Source organism: Nostoc cycadae WK-1, from assembly GCF_002897135.1.
GTDB lineage: Bacteria > Cyanobacteriota > Cyanobacteriia > Cyanobacteriales > Nostocaceae > Nostoc_B.
The window spans coordinates 104,809-122,277 of sequence record NZ_DF978430.1; the positions used below are offsets into that span (position 1 = coordinate 104,809).

Annotated in this window: 16 protein-coding genes and 1 tRNA gene; 5 read left to right on the forward strand and 12 right to left on the reverse strand. The window is 39.6% G+C overall.

The window, feature by feature from the left end:
• Positions 1-81 precede the first annotated feature (81 nt).
• Positions 82-615 (forward strand): hypothetical protein, encoded by a 534-nt coding sequence (locus NCWK1_RS15630; RefSeq protein ID WP_422730865.1) that lies wholly within the window; start codon positions 82-84, stop codon positions 613-615.
• Between the two features lie 58 nt (positions 616-673).
• Here NCWK1_RS15630 and NCWK1_RS15635 read toward each other — a convergent pair whose 3' ends face one another.
• Together NCWK1_RS15635 and NCWK1_RS15640 are read right to left on the reverse strand one after the other, a co-directional pair.
• On the reverse strand, positions 674-1,078 hold the full coding sequence (locus NCWK1_RS15635; protein ID WP_103125343.1) for a hypothetical protein: 405 nt from the start codon (positions 1,076-1,078) through the stop codon (positions 674-676).
• Positions 1,079-1,123: 45 nt separating this feature from the next.
• Positions 1,124-1,990, reverse strand: coding sequence for a zinc metalloprotease HtpX (locus NCWK1_RS15640; RefSeq protein WP_103125344.1), 867 nt, complete (start codon positions 1,988-1,990; stop codon positions 1,124-1,126).
• A gap of 434 nt (positions 1,991-2,424) precedes the next feature.
• Between NCWK1_RS15640 and NCWK1_RS15645 the strand changes: the two genes are divergently transcribed.
• Both NCWK1_RS15645 and NCWK1_RS15650 read left to right on the forward strand, forming a co-directional pair.
• Positions 2,425-3,345, forward strand: coding sequence for a TIGR04168 family protein (locus NCWK1_RS15645; protein ID WP_103125345.1), 921 nt, complete (start codon positions 2,425-2,427; stop codon positions 3,343-3,345).
• A gap of 109 nt (positions 3,346-3,454) precedes the next feature.
• Positions 3,455-3,539 (forward strand) — tRNA-Ser (locus tag NCWK1_RS15650).
• Positions 3,540-3,638: 99 nt separating this feature from the next.
• Here the strand turns inward: NCWK1_RS15650 and NCWK1_RS15655 are convergent.
• The gene (locus NCWK1_RS15655) at positions 3,639-4,016 is read right to left on the reverse strand and encodes a hypothetical protein (RefSeq protein WP_103125346.1); all 378 of its coding nucleotides are present in this window, start codon (positions 4,014-4,016) and stop codon (positions 3,639-3,641) included.
• A 261-nt stretch (positions 4,017-4,277) separates the two neighbouring features.
• On the opposite strand from NCWK1_RS15655, the gene NCWK1_RS15660 reads away from it, so the two are divergent.
• Positions 4,278-5,333, forward strand: a complete 1,056-nt coding sequence (locus NCWK1_RS15660; protein ID WP_103125347.1) for a DMT family transporter — start codon at positions 4,278-4,280, stop codon at positions 5,331-5,333.
• 17 nt (positions 5,334-5,350) lie between these two features.
• Here NCWK1_RS15660 and NCWK1_RS15665 read toward each other — a convergent pair whose 3' ends face one another.
• The 8 genes from NCWK1_RS15665 to NCWK1_RS15700 form a co-directional block, all read right to left on the reverse strand.
• Positions 5,351-6,448, reverse strand: coding sequence for an AI-2E family transporter (locus NCWK1_RS15665; RefSeq protein WP_103125348.1), 1,098 nt, complete (start codon positions 6,446-6,448; stop codon positions 5,351-5,353).
• Between the two features lie 8 nt (positions 6,449-6,456).
• Positions 6,457-7,890 carry a bifunctional orotidine-5'-phosphate decarboxylase/orotate phosphoribosyltransferase gene (locus NCWK1_RS15670; RefSeq protein ID WP_103125349.1) on the reverse strand — a complete coding sequence of 478 codons (1,434 nt, stop codon included), beginning with the start codon at positions 7,888-7,890 and terminating at the stop codon, positions 6,457-6,459.
• A 302-nt stretch (positions 7,891-8,192) separates the two neighbouring features.
• Positions 8,193-9,977 carry a M61 family metallopeptidase gene (locus NCWK1_RS15675; RefSeq protein WP_103125350.1) on the reverse strand — a complete coding sequence of 595 codons (1,785 nt, stop codon included), beginning with the start codon at positions 9,975-9,977 and terminating at the stop codon, positions 8,193-8,195.
• A gap of 475 nt (positions 9,978-10,452) precedes the next feature.
• Positions 10,453-11,136, reverse strand: coding sequence for a Crp/Fnr family transcriptional regulator (locus NCWK1_RS15680; protein ID WP_096576766.1), 684 nt, complete (start codon positions 11,134-11,136; stop codon positions 10,453-10,455).
• Positions 11,137-11,339: 203 nt separating this feature from the next.
• The gene (locus NCWK1_RS15685) at positions 11,340-12,470 is read right to left on the reverse strand and encodes a GspE/PulE/PilB domain-containing protein (protein ID WP_103125351.1); all 1,131 of its coding nucleotides are present in this window, start codon (positions 12,468-12,470) and stop codon (positions 11,340-11,342) included.
• A gap of 233 nt (positions 12,471-12,703) precedes the next feature.
• Positions 12,704-13,888: a HetZ-related protein 2 gene (locus NCWK1_RS15690; RefSeq protein ID WP_096576770.1), complete on the reverse strand. Its 1,185-nt coding sequence runs from the start codon at positions 13,886-13,888 to the stop codon at positions 12,704-12,706.
• 833 nt (positions 13,889-14,721) lie between these two features.
• A complete protein-coding gene (locus tag NCWK1_RS15695; protein WP_096576772.1) occupies positions 14,722-15,075 on the reverse strand; it encodes a carbon dioxide-concentrating mechanism protein CcmK in 354 nt (117 codons plus the stop codon).
• 88 nt (positions 15,076-15,163) lie between these two features.
• Entirely contained in the window at positions 15,164-15,475 is a 312-nt protein-coding gene (locus tag NCWK1_RS15700) for a carbon dioxide-concentrating mechanism protein CcmK (protein ID WP_096576774.1), read from the reverse strand.
• Positions 15,476-15,628: 153 nt separating this feature from the next.
• Between NCWK1_RS15700 and NCWK1_RS15705 the strand changes: the two genes are divergently transcribed.
• The gene (locus NCWK1_RS15705) at positions 15,629-16,522 is read left to right on the forward strand and encodes an alpha/beta fold hydrolase (RefSeq protein WP_103125352.1); all 894 of its coding nucleotides are present in this window, start codon (positions 15,629-15,631) and stop codon (positions 16,520-16,522) included.
• A 96-nt stretch (positions 16,523-16,618) separates the two neighbouring features.
• Here the strand turns inward: NCWK1_RS15705 and NCWK1_RS15710 are convergent, their stop codons facing one another.
• Positions 16,619-17,386 (reverse strand): ChaB family protein, encoded by a 768-nt coding sequence (locus tag NCWK1_RS15710; protein WP_096576778.1) that lies wholly within the window; start codon positions 17,384-17,386, stop codon positions 16,619-16,621.
• Between the last annotated feature and the right edge of the window lie 83 nt (positions 17,387-17,469).

Genomic DNA, 17,469 nt, shown 5'->3' on the forward strand with positions numbered 1-17,469 from the left:
CAAAAGAGACTTAACGGGAAAAGTCAGATTAGACAAGACTGTTTCTCAGTATTATCTCGTAGTCTTTTTCAAAAATCAAATATGATTCCTATAGTTATTTATCGTCAACAAAGCGCAGATATGAAAGAGATTTTAGGCTTGTTAGCAAATAAGCCAATTAATGTTCAAGTTGATAACAAAGTAGAGAATAAAAATATGCCTAATGGTAACGATTCTAGCCGGAACTTTAATATTGGCAGTATCGGTGGAGATTTTAATAATAGCGGCACAATTAATTTAGGTGAAATTAGCGGTACGGCAACAAATACTATTAACCAGTTACCACCTTCACCTGAACCAGATAAACCCGGAATTAAAGAATTATTAGAAAAATTAAAAACTGCAATTGAGGCAGACAAAGATTTAGCTGAAGAAGATAAGGTGGAAGCATTAGAACAAATACAAGCTTTAGCTGAAGCTGGTAAAAATCCTCAAGAGGGGGCGATGCAAAAGGCGGCGAAAACGGCGATGAAGATTTTAAAAGGAACGATCGCTAGTTTACCCACTACAGCCACACTGGTTGAGGCAGGTAGTAAGCTGTTACCGTTGATTTCTAAATTTTTGGGTTTGGGTTAAAAAAATGGGCAGGCTTTTAGTCCTACCCCATAAGAGTTTTATGAAAAAATTTGCCTAATTAATGAGTACGAGGTGTGTTGAAAGCTTCCCAGGCGGCTTTGGCCGCACTTTGGAGGCGATCGCCAAAATCAGCAAATTCTTTCCAAAGTAAGTGCCAGTTTTTCTCTGTTTCTTCTTGGATAATAGCCCAAGCATTTTCCAGGCGATCGCGTTCAATTAATTTTTCGCCTTCAATGGCTTCTCTCGCTTGGCGCACAGCATTTAAATATGTTTCGCGGGTAAGAGTACCGGCTGATTCTGCTTCGGCTTGGGCGCGTCTTTTGAGTGCTTCAATTAAAGCTTTGGTTTCGTTCTTTACTTCATCAGTCTCCCCAGCCATTTCTGCTTCTACCATTTCATTAGTTTGAGAACTGATTTCTACAACTACAGTAGATTCAATGGATTCAAAATTATTACCAGTCATAGTTACAATATCCTCTTAATTCAGTTTCCCACAAAGGACAAATGACTAATATTTTGTAGACAGTTGTTGTTCTAATTTCAGCAATTGTTCAATCCGTGATTCTGTGTCAGGGTGACTAGAAAACAAGTTACCCAAAAACTTACCAGAGATAGGATTAATAATTAATAACGGTTCAAAAGCTGGATTCGCATCTAAAGGTAACTGTCGTGCTGTAGCTTCTAATCTTTGGAGGGCGCGAGCTAATGCACGGGGATTACCTGTTAATCTCGCAGAACCAGCATCTGCGGAGAATTCTCTTGTGCGAGAAAGGCCTAGTTGAATGATTGTTGCAGCTATTGGCGCTAACAATACAGTTAACAATATTCCTAACGGATTACCGCCTCTATCATCATCGCGTGAACCACCGCTAAACCACAAACCATAACTCACCATTTGTGCCAAGAAAGAGATAGCACCGGCAATAGTAGCAGCTACAGCTTGGGTTAAGGTGTCACGATTGATAATGTGCGTCAGTTCGTGGGCAATTACACCTTCTAATTCATCTTCTGGCAGGATACGTAAAATCCCTTCAGTCACAGCCACAGCCGCGTGTTCTGGATCGCGTCCTGTAGCAAAAGCATTAGCAGTTTGACCGGGAACGATGTAAACACCAGGCATGGGGATATTAGCGCGTGCAGCTAATTTCTCAACCATCCGATAAAGTCCTGGTGCGTCGGCTGCACTCACTGGCTGGGCGCGATATGCTGCTAATGCAATCTTATCTGATTGATACCAAGAAATTAAATTAGTTACTGCTGCTAAACCTATACCTGTAATTAAGCCGCTAGTGCCACCAATTACCCAATAACAGATAGCAATTAATAAACCACTGAGCGCACCAAGCAATGCAACTGTTTTAAATTGATTTCCCATATTTATGCTCTCCTATTAATGCTGTATGATTTTTTTCAGCTTTGATCAATCACAGCATTACTTAAGCCACATATAGATTGTATCCATCCCAACACATCTTTATCAGGTAGAGATTGCGCCCCAAGACAGTACGGTTTTCCTACTCACATCAGCAAATAATAACTTACTTGAAAAGTAAAAAAATTAGGATTCACTTAATCTAGTCAGAGTGTTAAATTAAACTATCAATTTAAGAAAAAATAGTAATTAATGCCCAATCTAGATAATATTTATTCTTTAATAATTAGTCTTGAGCAGATGAAAACAACTCTTGTAGGTAAGATGATAGTTTAGCGATCGCTCGGTTTATCGTCTTCTCTTCCACACTCATCAGAAGATTGTGTTCAAATTTGGCTGAGTTTCATATCCTGGAGATAGACAGCAAGGAAAGCGGCATGACCAGTCAGAAAAAACAATCAAAAACTCTCAAAATTGCTGTAGTTGGAGATATTCACGACCAATGGGAAGTGGACGATGCCATTGCACTCAAGTCTTTGGGTGTGGATTTAGTGCTATTTGTGGGAGATTTTGGCAATGAATCAGTGGAAGTGGTAAAAGCGATCGCTTCCATTGATATCCCCAAAGCAGCAATTATGGGCAACCACGATGCTTGGTACACTGCTACAGAATGGGGACGAAAGAAATGTCCCTACGATCGCTCTCAAGAAGACTGGGTACAAGAACAACTTGATTTATTGGGTGCAGCCCATGTCGGTTACAGCAAGCTGGAGTTTCCTGAATGGAATTTAACAGTAGTTGGCGGTCGTCCTTTTAGTTGGGGTGGCCCAGAATGGAGATTTGCCGATATCTGCAAAGAACGTTATGGTGTCACAGACATGGAAGAATCAGCAGCTAAAATTACCGCTGCGGTCAAAAGTGCTGCTGGCGACGCAGTTATTTTTCTCGGACACAATGGGCCGAGTGGGTTAGGCGATCGCCCCGAAGACCCCTGTGGTAAAGATTGGCATCCTATCGGCGGCGACTTTGGCGATCCAGATTTTGCCGAAGCCATTTCTCAGACAATCAACCTTGGTAAAACCATTCCCCTAGTTACCTTTGGACACATGCACCACACTTTGCGGCACACCAAAAAAGTGTTACGCACATCAGTGTTTAGAAGTCCAGAAGGCACAATTTACTTAAATGCAGCCAGCGTCCCCAGAATTGTTGAAAATGATGGACACAAGCAGCGGAATTTCTCGATTGTCAACTTAGAGGCAGGTGTAGTTACACAAGCTGCCTTGGTTTGGGTAGGCCAAGATTTACAAGTGATCTCAGAGGAAATTTTGTATGAGCTTTCCCCTAGTAAGTTGTAGATATTTACTTTCAGTAGTGCAACCTGCGTAGATGTAAGATATATTATTATCTGTCAGCTTTGTTGCTCACCAAAAAATATAGGGTAAGCAGTTGCTCGACAGTTTTACTGGAGAGGTGGCAGAGTGGTCGAATGCGTCCGACTTGAAATCGGATGAACCGAAAGGTTCCGGGAGTTCGAATCTCCCCTTCTCCGTTGTTATATCCAAACTAGCCGAAAAAAAGATTAGGGTAGCAACCAGTATCATGTTCGCTACCCTAAAATATATTTATATTACTTAATTACTACAAACAATTACTTAACTTCATTAGCTGCAAACTTCTCGACTCTACCTTTTTTCACAGCTACAACTACATCAAAGGTAGAACAGTAAGAAAATGTCACATCGTTAGCTTTGTTGTAGAGATTAACTACATGACCTGCACCACCAGGTTGAATTCCGATAGGTTCAAGGTCGCCAAAGAAGAAACGACGCAGCTGATCACCATTACCAAAAACACCTTTATTCTTAGTGATCAAATCAATTTTTTGTTGAGCAGATAAACCTGTAGCATCAGCCGCTGAGGCTGGAAGTAGTGAAATTGAAGGTTTTACAGCCTGAAATGAAACATTCCCAACTGTCAATAAACCAGCTATGGCAACACCTGTAAGTAATGAAGGGGCGAATTTCATGGGTTAATTCCTTATGTTTGAGCTTCGTAGCTATTCAGAGCATCTCAGATACTACTGAAGCTCATCTGAAACTTAGCCATAAATTGTCTGAATTTATTCCTTAATAAAATTCAGTTTAAACTCAGCATTTTCTCAGGTAATTGTGATGTCAAAAATCTCAGCTAATTTTTAAGGCTGTTTCAGATTGTTCTCACCTAGACTTAAGCTAAGATTTTTAGTATTGTTGACGTTACTTTTATTGCAACTGCAAGTGGTATTGCTGTGACTAGCCTGAGAAGATGGCATCGTTTCATTGATAGAATTCCTAACCAAGCCTATCTCTGGGTAGCAATCCTCATTTTTGGCGCATCAGGTGCAGTTACGCGCAAGTTAACAGAAATTGGTTCGCAAAACTTAATAAATGGGAGAAATCCAATTTCTCTGTGTAATGTTTTGTTCGTTGGCAATATCTGTGCATTGCTGGTGCTGATTATCATCTATCGGCAACAGTGGAACAAAACAACATTGAAGCAAATATCTGTAAAGCATTGGCTAGTGTTATCGGTAGTAGCAATCTTATCAGGGGCGTTGGCTCCTGGGTTAATTTTTCAGGCATTAGCACTCACCAATGTTAACAATGTGATTTTAGTTGGTAGATTAGAACCGCCACTGGCTTTAGCTTTATCAATCTGGTTATTAAAAGAACGAGTAAATATTTGGGAAATTATTGGGGCGATCGCAGCTTTTGTGGGTGTCGCACTGACTGTCTTACTCCAACCAGCAGGACATACCATAATGAATACGCCAGGCTTTCATTTGGGTACAGGCGAAATTCTGACAGCAGTGGGATCAGTCGCCGCAGCAGTAGCTACAGTTCTTGGTAAAAAATATGTCTTCCATATTCCTTTAGGAATTTTTACAATCTATCGCACTGCTGTAGGGACTATAGTATTTTTCTTTCTGGCTTTACGGCTATACGGTCAACATCATTTTGCCGAAGTATTTTCGCCTTTTTTGTGGCGGTGGATGTTGCTTTATAGTGTGGTGATTGTAGTATTAGGCCAGTCCCTATGGTTTAAAGGTTTGAGAGCTACTACGGTATCTGTCGCTTCCTTAGTTGGCTCATTTACTCCCATTGCAGGTATTGTGGCTGCTTATTTTATCTTAGATGAAGCCCCAACCCTACCTCAATATATCGGTGGTAGTTTGATTATCGTGGGGATATTAATTAGCCAACTGGGAGTTATGCGTCACACTCGTCTTACCGCCGCGGCCGATCAGGTAAACTCTACACAAGTACAACAAGTAGAAAGCGAAATGGGATTTAAAGGCATTTAATATTTAATATTTTCAACCTACCCAGATGTAGATTCTTGTGGAAGCATTTCTCCCTCTTCACCTGCAACCGCAGTATTACCATCATTAGATACAGCAAAACCATCGGCAACATCTTTAATAAAACCCGCCACTGGTACAGCAATAATTAATCCCAAAACCCCACCAATATAAGTTCCTACTAATAAAGAAATTAACACCCAGATTGGTCTTAACCCTGTGAAACTGCCTAATAATCGCGGTGCGATCGCTTGGTCAATTAACTGATCAATAATCACCGCTACTGCCAGCACTTTCACGGCTAACCAAAAATCATGGGTAGCTATAATTAAAGTGATAACAATCAAACTCAACACATCTCCAAAGGGAATCAAGCTTAAAATTCCCACTCCCAAACCAAAAAGCAAGCCAAACTGGACTTGAAACAACAAAAACATGAATGTTTGGGCAAGTCCCATCAGTAAAGCTAATGTCCCTTGACCAATCAAGTAATTTTGAAAGTTTTGTTGAATAGATTTACTAATTTGTTGGGCGAAATCCCAAGGAAGCTTTTTAAATACTCCCTCCCACAGTCTTGGCCCATCTAACAACAAGTAAAAACTTAAAACTACTGTAATTAATGCTCCCGAAACACTATCAATTGTGTCGACGATAATGCTTAAAAGTTTATCGGAAAGATACTCCAATTCATCAGGAATTTTATCAGTAACTTTAGTAAAAATTTGACTGAAATCTATTCTACTACTCTGGCTAAAAGCCCAATCATTTAAACCCTGTAATTTTGCCTCACTAGAATCAATCCATTGAGGCAATAATTTAACCATTTCATTAAATTGCTCGGAAACTATGGGTAATAATGTAATTCCCAAAGTCACCAGAATAAAAGTAGCTAAGATAAAAACTAGTGTGACTCCATAGTTACGTTTAACTCCTTGTCGTTCCAGTAACGAAACGGGGTAGTTTAAAATAAAAGCAAACAAAGAGGCTAAGACAAGAATAGCTACTAAAGGTTGAAAATATTGAAAAAATCGCAATAATAACCATCCATTAAGAAATAATAGGGGAAATAACAATGTTAAAATTAGCCATTTTAGAAGTCGATTAACTGATAAATTCATAATTATTCCTAGCTTTCAGTAAAAGCTAAAAGTTGCTCATCATTGATTCTTCCTGCTTGGTACAAAGTTTTGACGATTTGGGAAATAGTGAAAACTGCATAACTTCGATAACCATTTTCTCGGAGTCTGGCTTGCACTCCTTGTTCATGGTCAATTAAAACCACAATATCATGCACATTTAAGCCAGCAGATTTCAATTTTTCGGCTCCTTCCATCACACTTTTACCACTGATGAGAATATCATCTACTACTACTACTATTTCACCAGGCGCGAAGTTTCCTTCAATTACCTTACGTGTTCCATGTGCTTTCACTTCTTTACGGGGAAAAACCATTGGACAATTCAAACGCAACGCTAAACCAGTCGCCGTTGGCAAAGAACCATAAGGTATACCCGCCAATCTATCAAAAGTCAAGTTTCTGATAATTTTTTCATAGGCACTGAGAACTTGATTAAAAACTTGCGGATTAGAAATAATTTTGCGTAAGTCTATGTAATAGGGAAATGTCGCTCCTGATGCTTGCACAAATTTACCAAACATAATGCAACCAATATCATAAAGTTGCAAAATTAAATCATTCTGGAGTTGCTGATCTTCAAAATGAACATCAGGTAGCCATACAGAACAGCTAGAAGCATCAGCATTAATTTGACTTTTTGTTTGATTAATTTCGGCACGTAAAGATTGGATTTCCTGGGATAAGTTTGGGTTTGACAACATATCTTGAGGTACAGGAATTAGCAATCCATCACCATTACTATTTAAGCCAGCTTCTAAAATTTGCTTAAGATTACTACCCTCAGCCCAAATGCTGCGTGCCATTATGGTTCTTTCTGGTGCCACTGCCCGAATTAAACCCAAAACTTCAGGATTAGTCGTTCCTACTTCTAAAGCTAATTCTTCTGGGGTTCCCCAGTTTTTTGCTTCTTTGACCACCTGCAAATAAAGCGGTGAATCATTAGCAGGATACTGTTGTAGAGTTTCGGCTCCAGGATTAGAAGTACAGCATAAAATAAACACTGCTTTATCAGGGTAAACCAAAAATGGTGCAACATGATCTTGCCCTGTATATGGGCTGAGAGTAATTGCATCCACATGCCATTCTGCAAATACAGTGTGGGCAAAAATACTACTGGTATTTAAATCACTATGTTTGGCATCCAAAATAATGGGAATATGACTGGGGATAGCTGCTAAAGTTTTGTATAACAGTTCCAAACCAGGAATACCTAAAGCTTGATAAAAGCCGAGTGTTGGCTTATATGCACAAACAAAATCCGCAGTTTCGTGAATAATAAATTGCAACCAATCCCCCAAACCAGTAATCACATCTTGAGACCGATAACGACTAGGTATCATCTCTGGGTTGGGATCAAGCCCTACAAATAGTAAGCTTTGGTTTTGGATAATATTTGTGTATAATTTATCAAAAAATTGCATAATTTATTTATCAAGCTTGAAAAGAAAATAGATAAGTAATATCAATTCATTACATTCAGGTGATGTATGTCTTTTATTGTAGAAATATTAAGTTGTAATTAATATTTTATTTTAATATTGCTCAAGTATAAAGTAGTTATGCTCAAGCTAGAGATAGGCTGAAGCAACTTAATTTGCTTTCAGAAAATTATGATTTATTTTATCTGTATGATGATATTTAATGGTAGACATGCTGAGGGGCGCAAGATATTGCGCCCCTATTAGTTGTCACCTAGTCCCCAAAATATTCAAGAGTAGAAGTATTAACGAAGAGAGGTCAGTGGTACACCTAACCAAGCAGCAAAATTTTCTTTTTGTGTAGCATCAGGATTGTTGATTGGAACTACCTGATACTTACTAGGACGTGGTGCAGCCAGGGTGACAGAACAAGTGCGGAGTTCATCTTGATGAAAAACTGTAACTTGAATGATGTCGTTTGGTTGGTAATCTTTTAAGCGATCGCTTAGTTGATGAGATGTTACTCGTATGCCGGCAATAGCCAGTAACTCATCACCTGCATCAATTCCCGCCAATTGTGCGGGTGAACCAAATTCGACAAATTTGACTATCTCTCGTCCATTTTCGGTGTTTAACCTCAAACCAAAGTAAGGTTCTTCTTCTCTATCGGCAATCACTTGTAAGCCAAAAGGTTCTAGGTACTGATTAAAAGGCAATTCTTCTGTGCCATTAATGTAGCGATTAAAAAAGTCAGTTAAACCCATTTCTGCGACAGATTCAATCACTTCCTGTAATTCTTCGGGTGTGTAACCAATCTCTTGTTTGCCAAATTTCCGCCACATCAGCCGCATAACGTCATCTAGCGATCGCTGATTTCTAGACCGCTGTCTAATTAGCAAATCTAGCAATAAAGAAACCATTTCTCCCTTCAGATAGTAGGAAACTTGGGAATTATTGCTATTGGCATCTGGGCGATAAAGTTTAATCCAAGCATCAAAACCTGACTCAGCCAGTGATTGCACTTTCCGCCCTGGTGTAGTTAAAAACCGCGAAATTTCTTTACTCCAATTATGAAAATATGACTTCGCATCATAAATTCCTGCCCGCAAGGGAATTAACAAATCGTAGTAACTGGTAGTCCCTTCACAAAACCACAAAGAAGATGTATAATTTTCCCGGTCGTAATCAAAAACTTCTAAAGCTTTTGGGCGAATCCGTTTAACATTCCACAAGTGAAAGAACTCGTGTGCCACCAGCTGAATGAAGCGATCGTATTTATCTGGTGAGCTAAAACCAAAACGCTGATAAATTAAGGAGCAGCAGTTTTTATGCTCTAAACCGCCATAAGCTTGGGCAAACAAATGCAGTAGAAACACATACCTGTCGTAAGGCAAACCGCCAAACATCTGGGCTTCTACATGAATGATTTTTTGAATATCGGCAATTATTTGTTGTGCTTGGTAATTTCCTTGACCCCAAATAGCTAGTTCATGAGGTTTTCCCAAGACCTCAAAGTGATATAACTCGTGATAACCAATTTCAAAGGGACTATCTACAAGAGTATCAAAATCAGCAGCATAAAAAGTAGAAGACTGTCCATCAACTGATGGCAAGGCAGTAGTTACTCGCCATTCAGGATGGGGCGGTACAATAGTCACTTGAATTGGCAACCCTTCACAGCCTCGTAATCTAAAAAACAAAGCTGCACCGTTGAAATAACCGTGAGTGCTATCCAAATGGTTTGTCCGTACCGATAGCTCGTTGGCAAATATGCGGTAACGCACGGTTAATTCAGAAATACCGTTTGTGTTTACCTGCCAGTGGTTTTTACTGATTTTGCGCCAAGATAAGGGCTGCTCCCCGGCAAAAGCAGCAAAATCTTGTAAATTTTTCGCATATTCCCGCACTAAGTAGGAGCCTGGTGTCCAGACGGGCATTTTCAAGTCGAGTGTTGGGGATGAGTGATTAACCAGCAGCAAGCTCACCTCAAACAGATGGGTTTCTGGTTGGGGCATTGCTACCAGGTAGTGAATCGTCGGTACGGTTTCCTTAACGCCAATTTCGAGACGAGGTGCTGTTGCTTCAGTCATTTGTAGTAGTAGACAGGAGTGATAAGTTATGAGTTTATAGTTATTAGTCAATAATTAATAGTCAATGGAGAGAGTTTGTAAAGAACTATGAATAAAATAGTCTGAACGTGAGATTGGAAAAAATTTACAATTAATTAATATTTTATAGTTGATGTCAAAGTTTCAGGTGTTTTTATCCATAATTAATTAATTTTTCTTACCAAGCATGTGTTTCCAGCATTTTTGATGCTCAGAAGTGTTTCATCCACAATAGTCAATAGAGGTGATTTCAAAACTTGTAACTCAATATCTTCATGCTCAACACCATTGCCAAAAGTCGCATCTGGGGTCTTTGCCGTTGATAACTTCGTAAAGGCTTCCTGACAAAGACATCAGCTGTTAGTGCTATTGTTAGCAAGTCTGTGAGTTGGCAAACTGAATATAGGATGAATTGTCACAGTATCTGAAATTGTGGCTACCCTACACTCAACTCAAATTAGATTTTGCCTGCCAAATTCATCAATTGCTTGAAGTTAACCAAGTAAATGATGTTATTAACATTATCAATTGTAATCCATCCCTTTTCATGTAATTTTTCCATGATTTTGGTGGTTTCTTCTACTCCGATTTCTGTCACTTCAGCCAGATCTTTAAAGGGAATATTAAAAATTTCTTTACCTGGGGCTGAGTCTTGTCCATAGCTTTCACCCAAACTTACTAAGGTGTGCGCCAGTTTTACAGCTGGTGGAGAAGAGCGAATCTGTAAGCGTTGGTTAAATTGCCGGATTCTTCGCACCATCAGTTGCAGCATCCGATGATGCAATTGCGGATCTTTAAATAAGATTTGAATAAAACGCTCACGAGAAATGCTGAGTAACTTCACAGGCGAAAGGGCAATGACATCAGTTGAACGCGGAGATTCATCTAAAATCGCCATTTCTCCAAAAAAATCGCCCCGACCTAAAATTGCTATAGCAACAGAATCTTCTCCGGAAGTACGGCGGACTTTCACCCACCCAGATACCACAAAGTAAACTGCGTTACCCCAGGCATCTTCCATTAACACGGCACGTCCTACGGGATATTCGTGATCAATTGCAACATTGAGCAGCCATTCTAAAGTTTGTGGGTTGGCTGTACTCAGCAAGGGGAAAAGTTCACTAAAAACCTCAGTCTGCATGAAATATCTGTAAAAATGAATTCAATAATGGAAAATTAAGTTGACTAATATAAGTTTAAAAACCGCTACCATAGTATTAATACAGTTAAAATATGTAATGATTAATACTTAAAATTATGGTAATTCGGTCTAATGTTCTTTTACAACATAGCAATTATGTCAGGGATCGAAATCAGCGGTTTTACTGACCCAATTGTGATTTATTATTTGCCCATTGAATCGCTATTTGCTGTGAGTATTTTGACTTGTTGTTCTAAATTTTCGACTATGCGATTTAAGCTATCTAAAGCATCTGATTGCTCTGATGTAAGGTTAGAGTTGAGTATTAGTCGTTGATTTAGTTCCTGTAATTTATAGCTGAGTTGTTGAGAAATACCCAAAACATCTCGGCTGAGACGGGCTAACTGTTGTTGTTGATGAAACTTTAAGGCGGCTCCCCGTAACACTTGTAGTGTAGCTTCTTCACCGTAAATTCCTGGCATCACTCGCAGACGTAATAATACACGGTTTTGTTGATATACACATTCTTTTTCAATTTGTTTTGGTTCTGTAATTGTGGTAACAGGTAAGCTGGCAAATCGCTTTAATTCATTCAGTACGCCTTGAAAAACCGATAGCGGTAAATTTTCTAATACCGATTGCACAACACCATTATCACTCCAGAGTATCCTACCTTTGTAAGGTTGTCTTTCTAAATACAAGCGACCAATTCCGCCACCAAGCACTCGACCGAGTAATTCTTCTAGTAGTTTTTTGGGTGGGAGTAATGCTAACACTTCTACAGGAGTAGATAGTTCTGGTGCAGGGACTGGCAGGATAGTTAAATTATTGGTGAGTACTGCTTCGGTGATCTCTTCTCTGAGCTTTTTGGCTAAAGCTGAAAGATTCGGTTCTGGAAGCGGGGGAAAATCTGTTAATTTTTGAGTATTTTCAGGAGTTTCCATATTTGCCACCATTGATGCTGGTGGTTGCTGCTGATTTTGAGATGCGCTAAAGGTATTTTTATAGTTGAGGTAGGCTGAAAGGATGTGGCGGTGGCTGTCACTGGCAATTTCTTGAGTCATCATTGTGCAGTTGATATAAGCTAAGATGCGATTCACATAATCTAGGGCGCTGCTGTCTTGTGGATGCACCATACCTAGGAGTAATTTGTTACTTTCTAATCGAAAGGGCAAAATTTGATGGTATAGACAAGCTTCAAAGGACAGGAGATGATCAATTAGCTGAAATATTTGTTGACGATCGCTTTCTTGCTCTAAGTTGATCGATATGTTTGATAGTATCTGCTGCTCACTGGTTGCGGTATCAACTGGCTTGTCCTCTGAAGACAACATAATTTTTGATTATTTTAAAGTTTCCTTATATTTTATTTTGCTCTAAGTTGATTGGCAGTAAATAAAGATACTTTGTTATCTTGGTAAAAATTAAATTAATCACTCTCAGTAAGATGATACTTAGTTAAATAATTAAGGGAGCAGGGGAAAGGTTGCTAGGTTGAAAAACCCTCCCAATTGCGTTCCGCAAAGTCCCCAATTTATTTATGGGTAGGAATTGCGGCGATCGCTGATTATGCTCCTGATTCTTCGGTTCTCAACGATTGGGCGATGAGATAAATTTTTGTCCATTCTCCCATTGCCTGATGGCTTTTGAGGTTTAACTGTTGGGCGATCGCTTCAAGGGAATGACCTGCTTTGCGTAAATCTAGTACCTGCTGCCCCAGTGGAGTTAATTTTTGATAAAGTTGCTGCCATTGACTAGGTGTAAGTCCCAAGTTATGTTCTTCTAAGGAAATTGATAACCAGCTATTGACGAGTTCTGGTTTGCCTTTAAGGGCAAAGACACGGACTGCATGGTAGCTAATTTTTTCGCGCAGGCGGTAGATTTCCCGAATCGGCTTTTGCAGTTGCTTGGCAATTTCATCTTGAGATTTGCCTTGAAGATACAACTTCAGCCACTCGACTGCGTCTTGTCCGAGATTTTCTTGTAAATAATCGGCAAATTCTGTTTGCACAGATTGGCGCAGTGATTGTTGTTCTTCTAGTTGTTGTGCTTCTTGATATTCGGCAATCGCTTGGGTATCTACCAAATTAACGCGATTATCACTGTCGTCGGTGAGAATTTCTTCGGAAACGAGTCTCACCATGTCACTACCTGGTACTTGAGTTAAGCCACCACGCTGAGTCCGACGCAAGTAGTTGACAAATCGGTAAACGAGTAGGGGTTGATTGCGGACTGGGCGCAACGCATACTCTTCTACACTGGCAAACAGGAGTGTATCTTGTAGTCTTCTGTCGGGCGTAAATTCCACAATGCAAGCCATTTGCTGCTGCATATAGGTGTCGCTTTGCAGTAATTCTTGGATAACTTCTTGTAATACATCCATGACACTGCGTTGGCGATCGCGGCTTAACGCTACCCAAGTTTGAATTTTATGGCGTAAGCTCACTAAACTCCCCAATCGTGTGATTAAGTTACGATACGCACGTTCTCGGCCAATACCCAAGTAGCGTTGACGTAAAATTTTCCAGCGATATTCCATCGCTTGCTTGGCAATTTCCAGTTCTTTGGGATTTAATAGTTCAAATCGGTTTAAGTCTTTTCCCAAAAGCCACAGAACAATACTCTCCCTCACAGATACACTTTGTTCTGGAATTTCGACAGCTAAACGTTTAAGCCAATACTGTGCCAGTTGGTCTGCATCTTTTGCCATAGTGAGATTGTATTCTTCAAAACCTTGCCTTAAAGTTTGCATCACAACCCCCGTTTATCGTCAATCACTCTTAACATTTTGGCTGGCAGTTGTCCATGAATCGGTCGCTTTCATGAAGACATTTCAGCGATTCTATTCTTATTACGTTTTTATTCCCAAACTTTATGCAGAAGTTTTCAGATTGTAGTTTTAGCTTTTATTCTCTGAATAATATAAATTTCAGGATTCAGAAATTTTGTTTCTATCTCTGAAAATTTTAACTTTTGTAAACTTATCATCAAGATACTTTAAAAGCAGATTTATCCCCAACCAAACTGATCAAGAAAAATTGCGATTAAAGTTCTTCAGTTAGTAAAAGCTAGAAAGTTGACACTTCTGCAAAAGAAGTAGTGGGATTTACCCAAAAGACGTTATCTTGGGTAGATAAGTTTCACCCCATAAAGTCTTTTTTTAGCTGTTGGGTAATTATGTAATTTTTCTTATTAATCTTTACTAGTTTACCTATAGCTTTCACGCCCAAAAGCTATAATTTATAGTTAACTCCTTAGTTTTTTCTGGCTATTGGCAAGTCTTTTGAACTTGGGAAGCGATCGCTAACACTACAATTTTCTTAAAATTTAATACTCTTGGTAAGAAAATTTTTTTTAATTATATGCAAATTTGACAACTAGTTGTACAAGTAATTTGTTTCTCTTAAGAGTTATTTGTCAGTTGAGTCAAAGTGATGTTTTTGACTAACATCTATCTCAATTAAATCGAAATAACATATCTAGCAAAAAGTCAATAGTCTAGTCTCAATTATTAATCATCGATTAGCAATTAGACTGAGAACTTTTGACTTTAGCTGTTGGATGAATATGCTAATGAACTTAAATCTAGCGTCCGTTACCAGACCTACCAATGATGGGATTTTCTACAGAGTCTCGATACTGTTGCACTTCTTCAGTGTAAGCAATTGGTAAAACAGCCTCAACGTTTTCATGGGGACGGGGAATAATTACCCAAGATTCTAATGTTCCACCATAAACATTTTCTGCTGCTTCTACACCGGCAGCCATCGCGGTTTTGACTTCTGATACATCTCCGCGAATATTGACTGTAAAACGTGCGCTACCAACTCTGATATAACCAACGAGGGTAACTCGCCCAGCTTTTACCATTGCGTCTGCTGCTGCAAGCACAGCAGGAAAACCTTTAGTTTCCAGCGAACCAACGGCTTGTAATGACATTAGCAATCTCCTGTATAAATAAACGTATGTGGTAACGCTACAAGTTAATTGTAGAAAGCTTCGTTACAGATTTTAATGGCAAAATCTTTTAGAAGATACGGAAAGGTTCTGATTTGGCGGTGAAGTGGATTGGTAGTATTGTTTCCACGTTTTCCGGGGGATTAGGAACTATATAATGGGTGATTACTGTTTCAGCCTTTACTTGCTCTCCAGCATTTATCCCTTGTTCAACGGCTCTTTTTACTTCAGCAACATGTCCTCGGACAGCAACAACAAAGCGGCCACTTTCTGCTAGGCCATAATACACTAGCGTGACTGCGGCAGATTTCACCATTGCATCTGCTGCGGCTAACACAGATGGAAAACCTAAAGTTTCAATTACGCCAACAGCCATTGGCATGGCATTAGCTCCTGAGACACTAAAATAAGTAATCTTTATTTTACGAGGGTTTGGCTCCAATTGTGACATTGAGTAGTGTTTTTTTCACTACACTGAGTCACCATTTGACCAATCAATATTATTTTGGTAATGGGGTGCTGTAAATTATAAGTTATGTTTCCCAGCTTTTTACCGACCGCAGTTAGTCAATTAACAGAGCCAGAATCGATCGCCCTAGCGCGGAGTATTCAAAGTCAAGCGATCGCTACTCCTTTATCTAATCAGCCAATTACCACTACCTATGTGCAGCAAGGTAGTGGTGGGATACCGATTTTACTAATTCACGGCTTTGATAGTTCCGTATTAGAATTCCGCCGACTGTTGCCACTGTTGGCAGAAAATAATGAAACTTGGGCAGTTGACTTACTGGGTTTTGGCTTTACCGATAGACTCGCAGGCATACCATTTAGCCCTGTCGCCATTAAAACCCATTTATATTATTTCTGGAAAACTTTAATCAAGCAGCCTGTAATTTTGGTAGGCGCATCAATGGGAGGTGCAGCCGCCCTTGATTTTACCCTCACTTACCCAGAAGTCGTCAAAAAACTGATATTAATCGATAGTGCTGGGTTAAAGGCGGGTTCACCTTTAGCGAAATTTATGTTTCCGCCGTTAGATAATTGGGCTACACAATTTTTGCGTAATCCTAAAGTGCGCGATCGCATTTCTCGGACGGCTTATAAAAACCCCAGTTTGATTTCCCTGGATGCTAAATATTGTGGCGGATTGCATCTAGAAATGCCTAGTTGGCATTTAGCGTTAATTGCTTTTACCAAAAGTGGTGGCTACAGTGCCTTTAGATTTAAGCAACTGGCACAAATTTTACAGCCAACATTAATTCTCTGGGGCGACTCAGATAAAATCTTAGGCACTACAGATGCTAAAAGATTTAAACGGGCAATTCCTCACAGTAAACTTATTTGGATACAAGACTCAGGTCATATCCCCCATTTAGAGCAACCACAAGTTACGGCTAAACGCATTCTAGAATTTCGAGAGGAATCATAAAAGCATAAAAATAGAGTGAAAGGAACTCAATAAACATATCCTTTCACTCCAAAATCTTGATTAATTGCCTGCTAACAAACCAAAATAAACGATCGCCTAAACGTTAACTTTTTCCTTTGACCAAACACCGTTTTGGTCTTCATCAAAACGCTGATGTACTGCTTGCCAAGCAGCTTGTTCAGCATTAAACTCATCACTGGTTTCATTCAATACAGCATTGTAACGCTCAATGAATACTTGTTGAGCTTGTGCAGACAAATGCGAACGTACTTCAGGAGATAAATCCTCTGCACTGTTACATGGCCCAGGACAAGGATGAGCTAATGTTTTATCGATTGTGTTAATTTCTTCAGCACCAGCACTTTCTAAAAGCAATTGAAATTCGCCAGCGCGATCGCTGGGGATTTCTGCCATTAATAAAAATTCGCCAGCTTCTAAGCGAGTTTGGTAGATTGTAGCTTTATCTTCTGGCATTCCCCAAGCGGTGAGAACTGAGACTAAACCAGCACCAGCACTACCGGCGATCGCACCACTTGCAGCCCCCAACAGTAATGCACTAATTGGCCCAGCAGCCACAATTGGGCCAACAAAGGGAATGAACAGTACACCTACACCTGTGAGCAAACTTAGGAAAGAGCCAAATAGAGAACCAAAAATCGCCCCTGTTCTCAAACCTCCTAAAATTACATCTCTCTTAGTAATAAAGCCTGCAATTCTAGTTTCCGACTGGAAATTTCGTCCCAGAACCGAAATATGATCTCTGGGTACACCTCTGTCTAGTAAACGTCGAATTACATCATCAACTTGCTTCTGTTCTTTAACTACCGCTGAGATAGTACGTTCTGCTTGATAGACTTCTGGCACTTGAATACTCCTGAAAATCTGCTTTTTTATAACGCACTGGCTAAAGAGGCAAATGCGGGAGATAAGTTCTTCCCGCAGCCTAG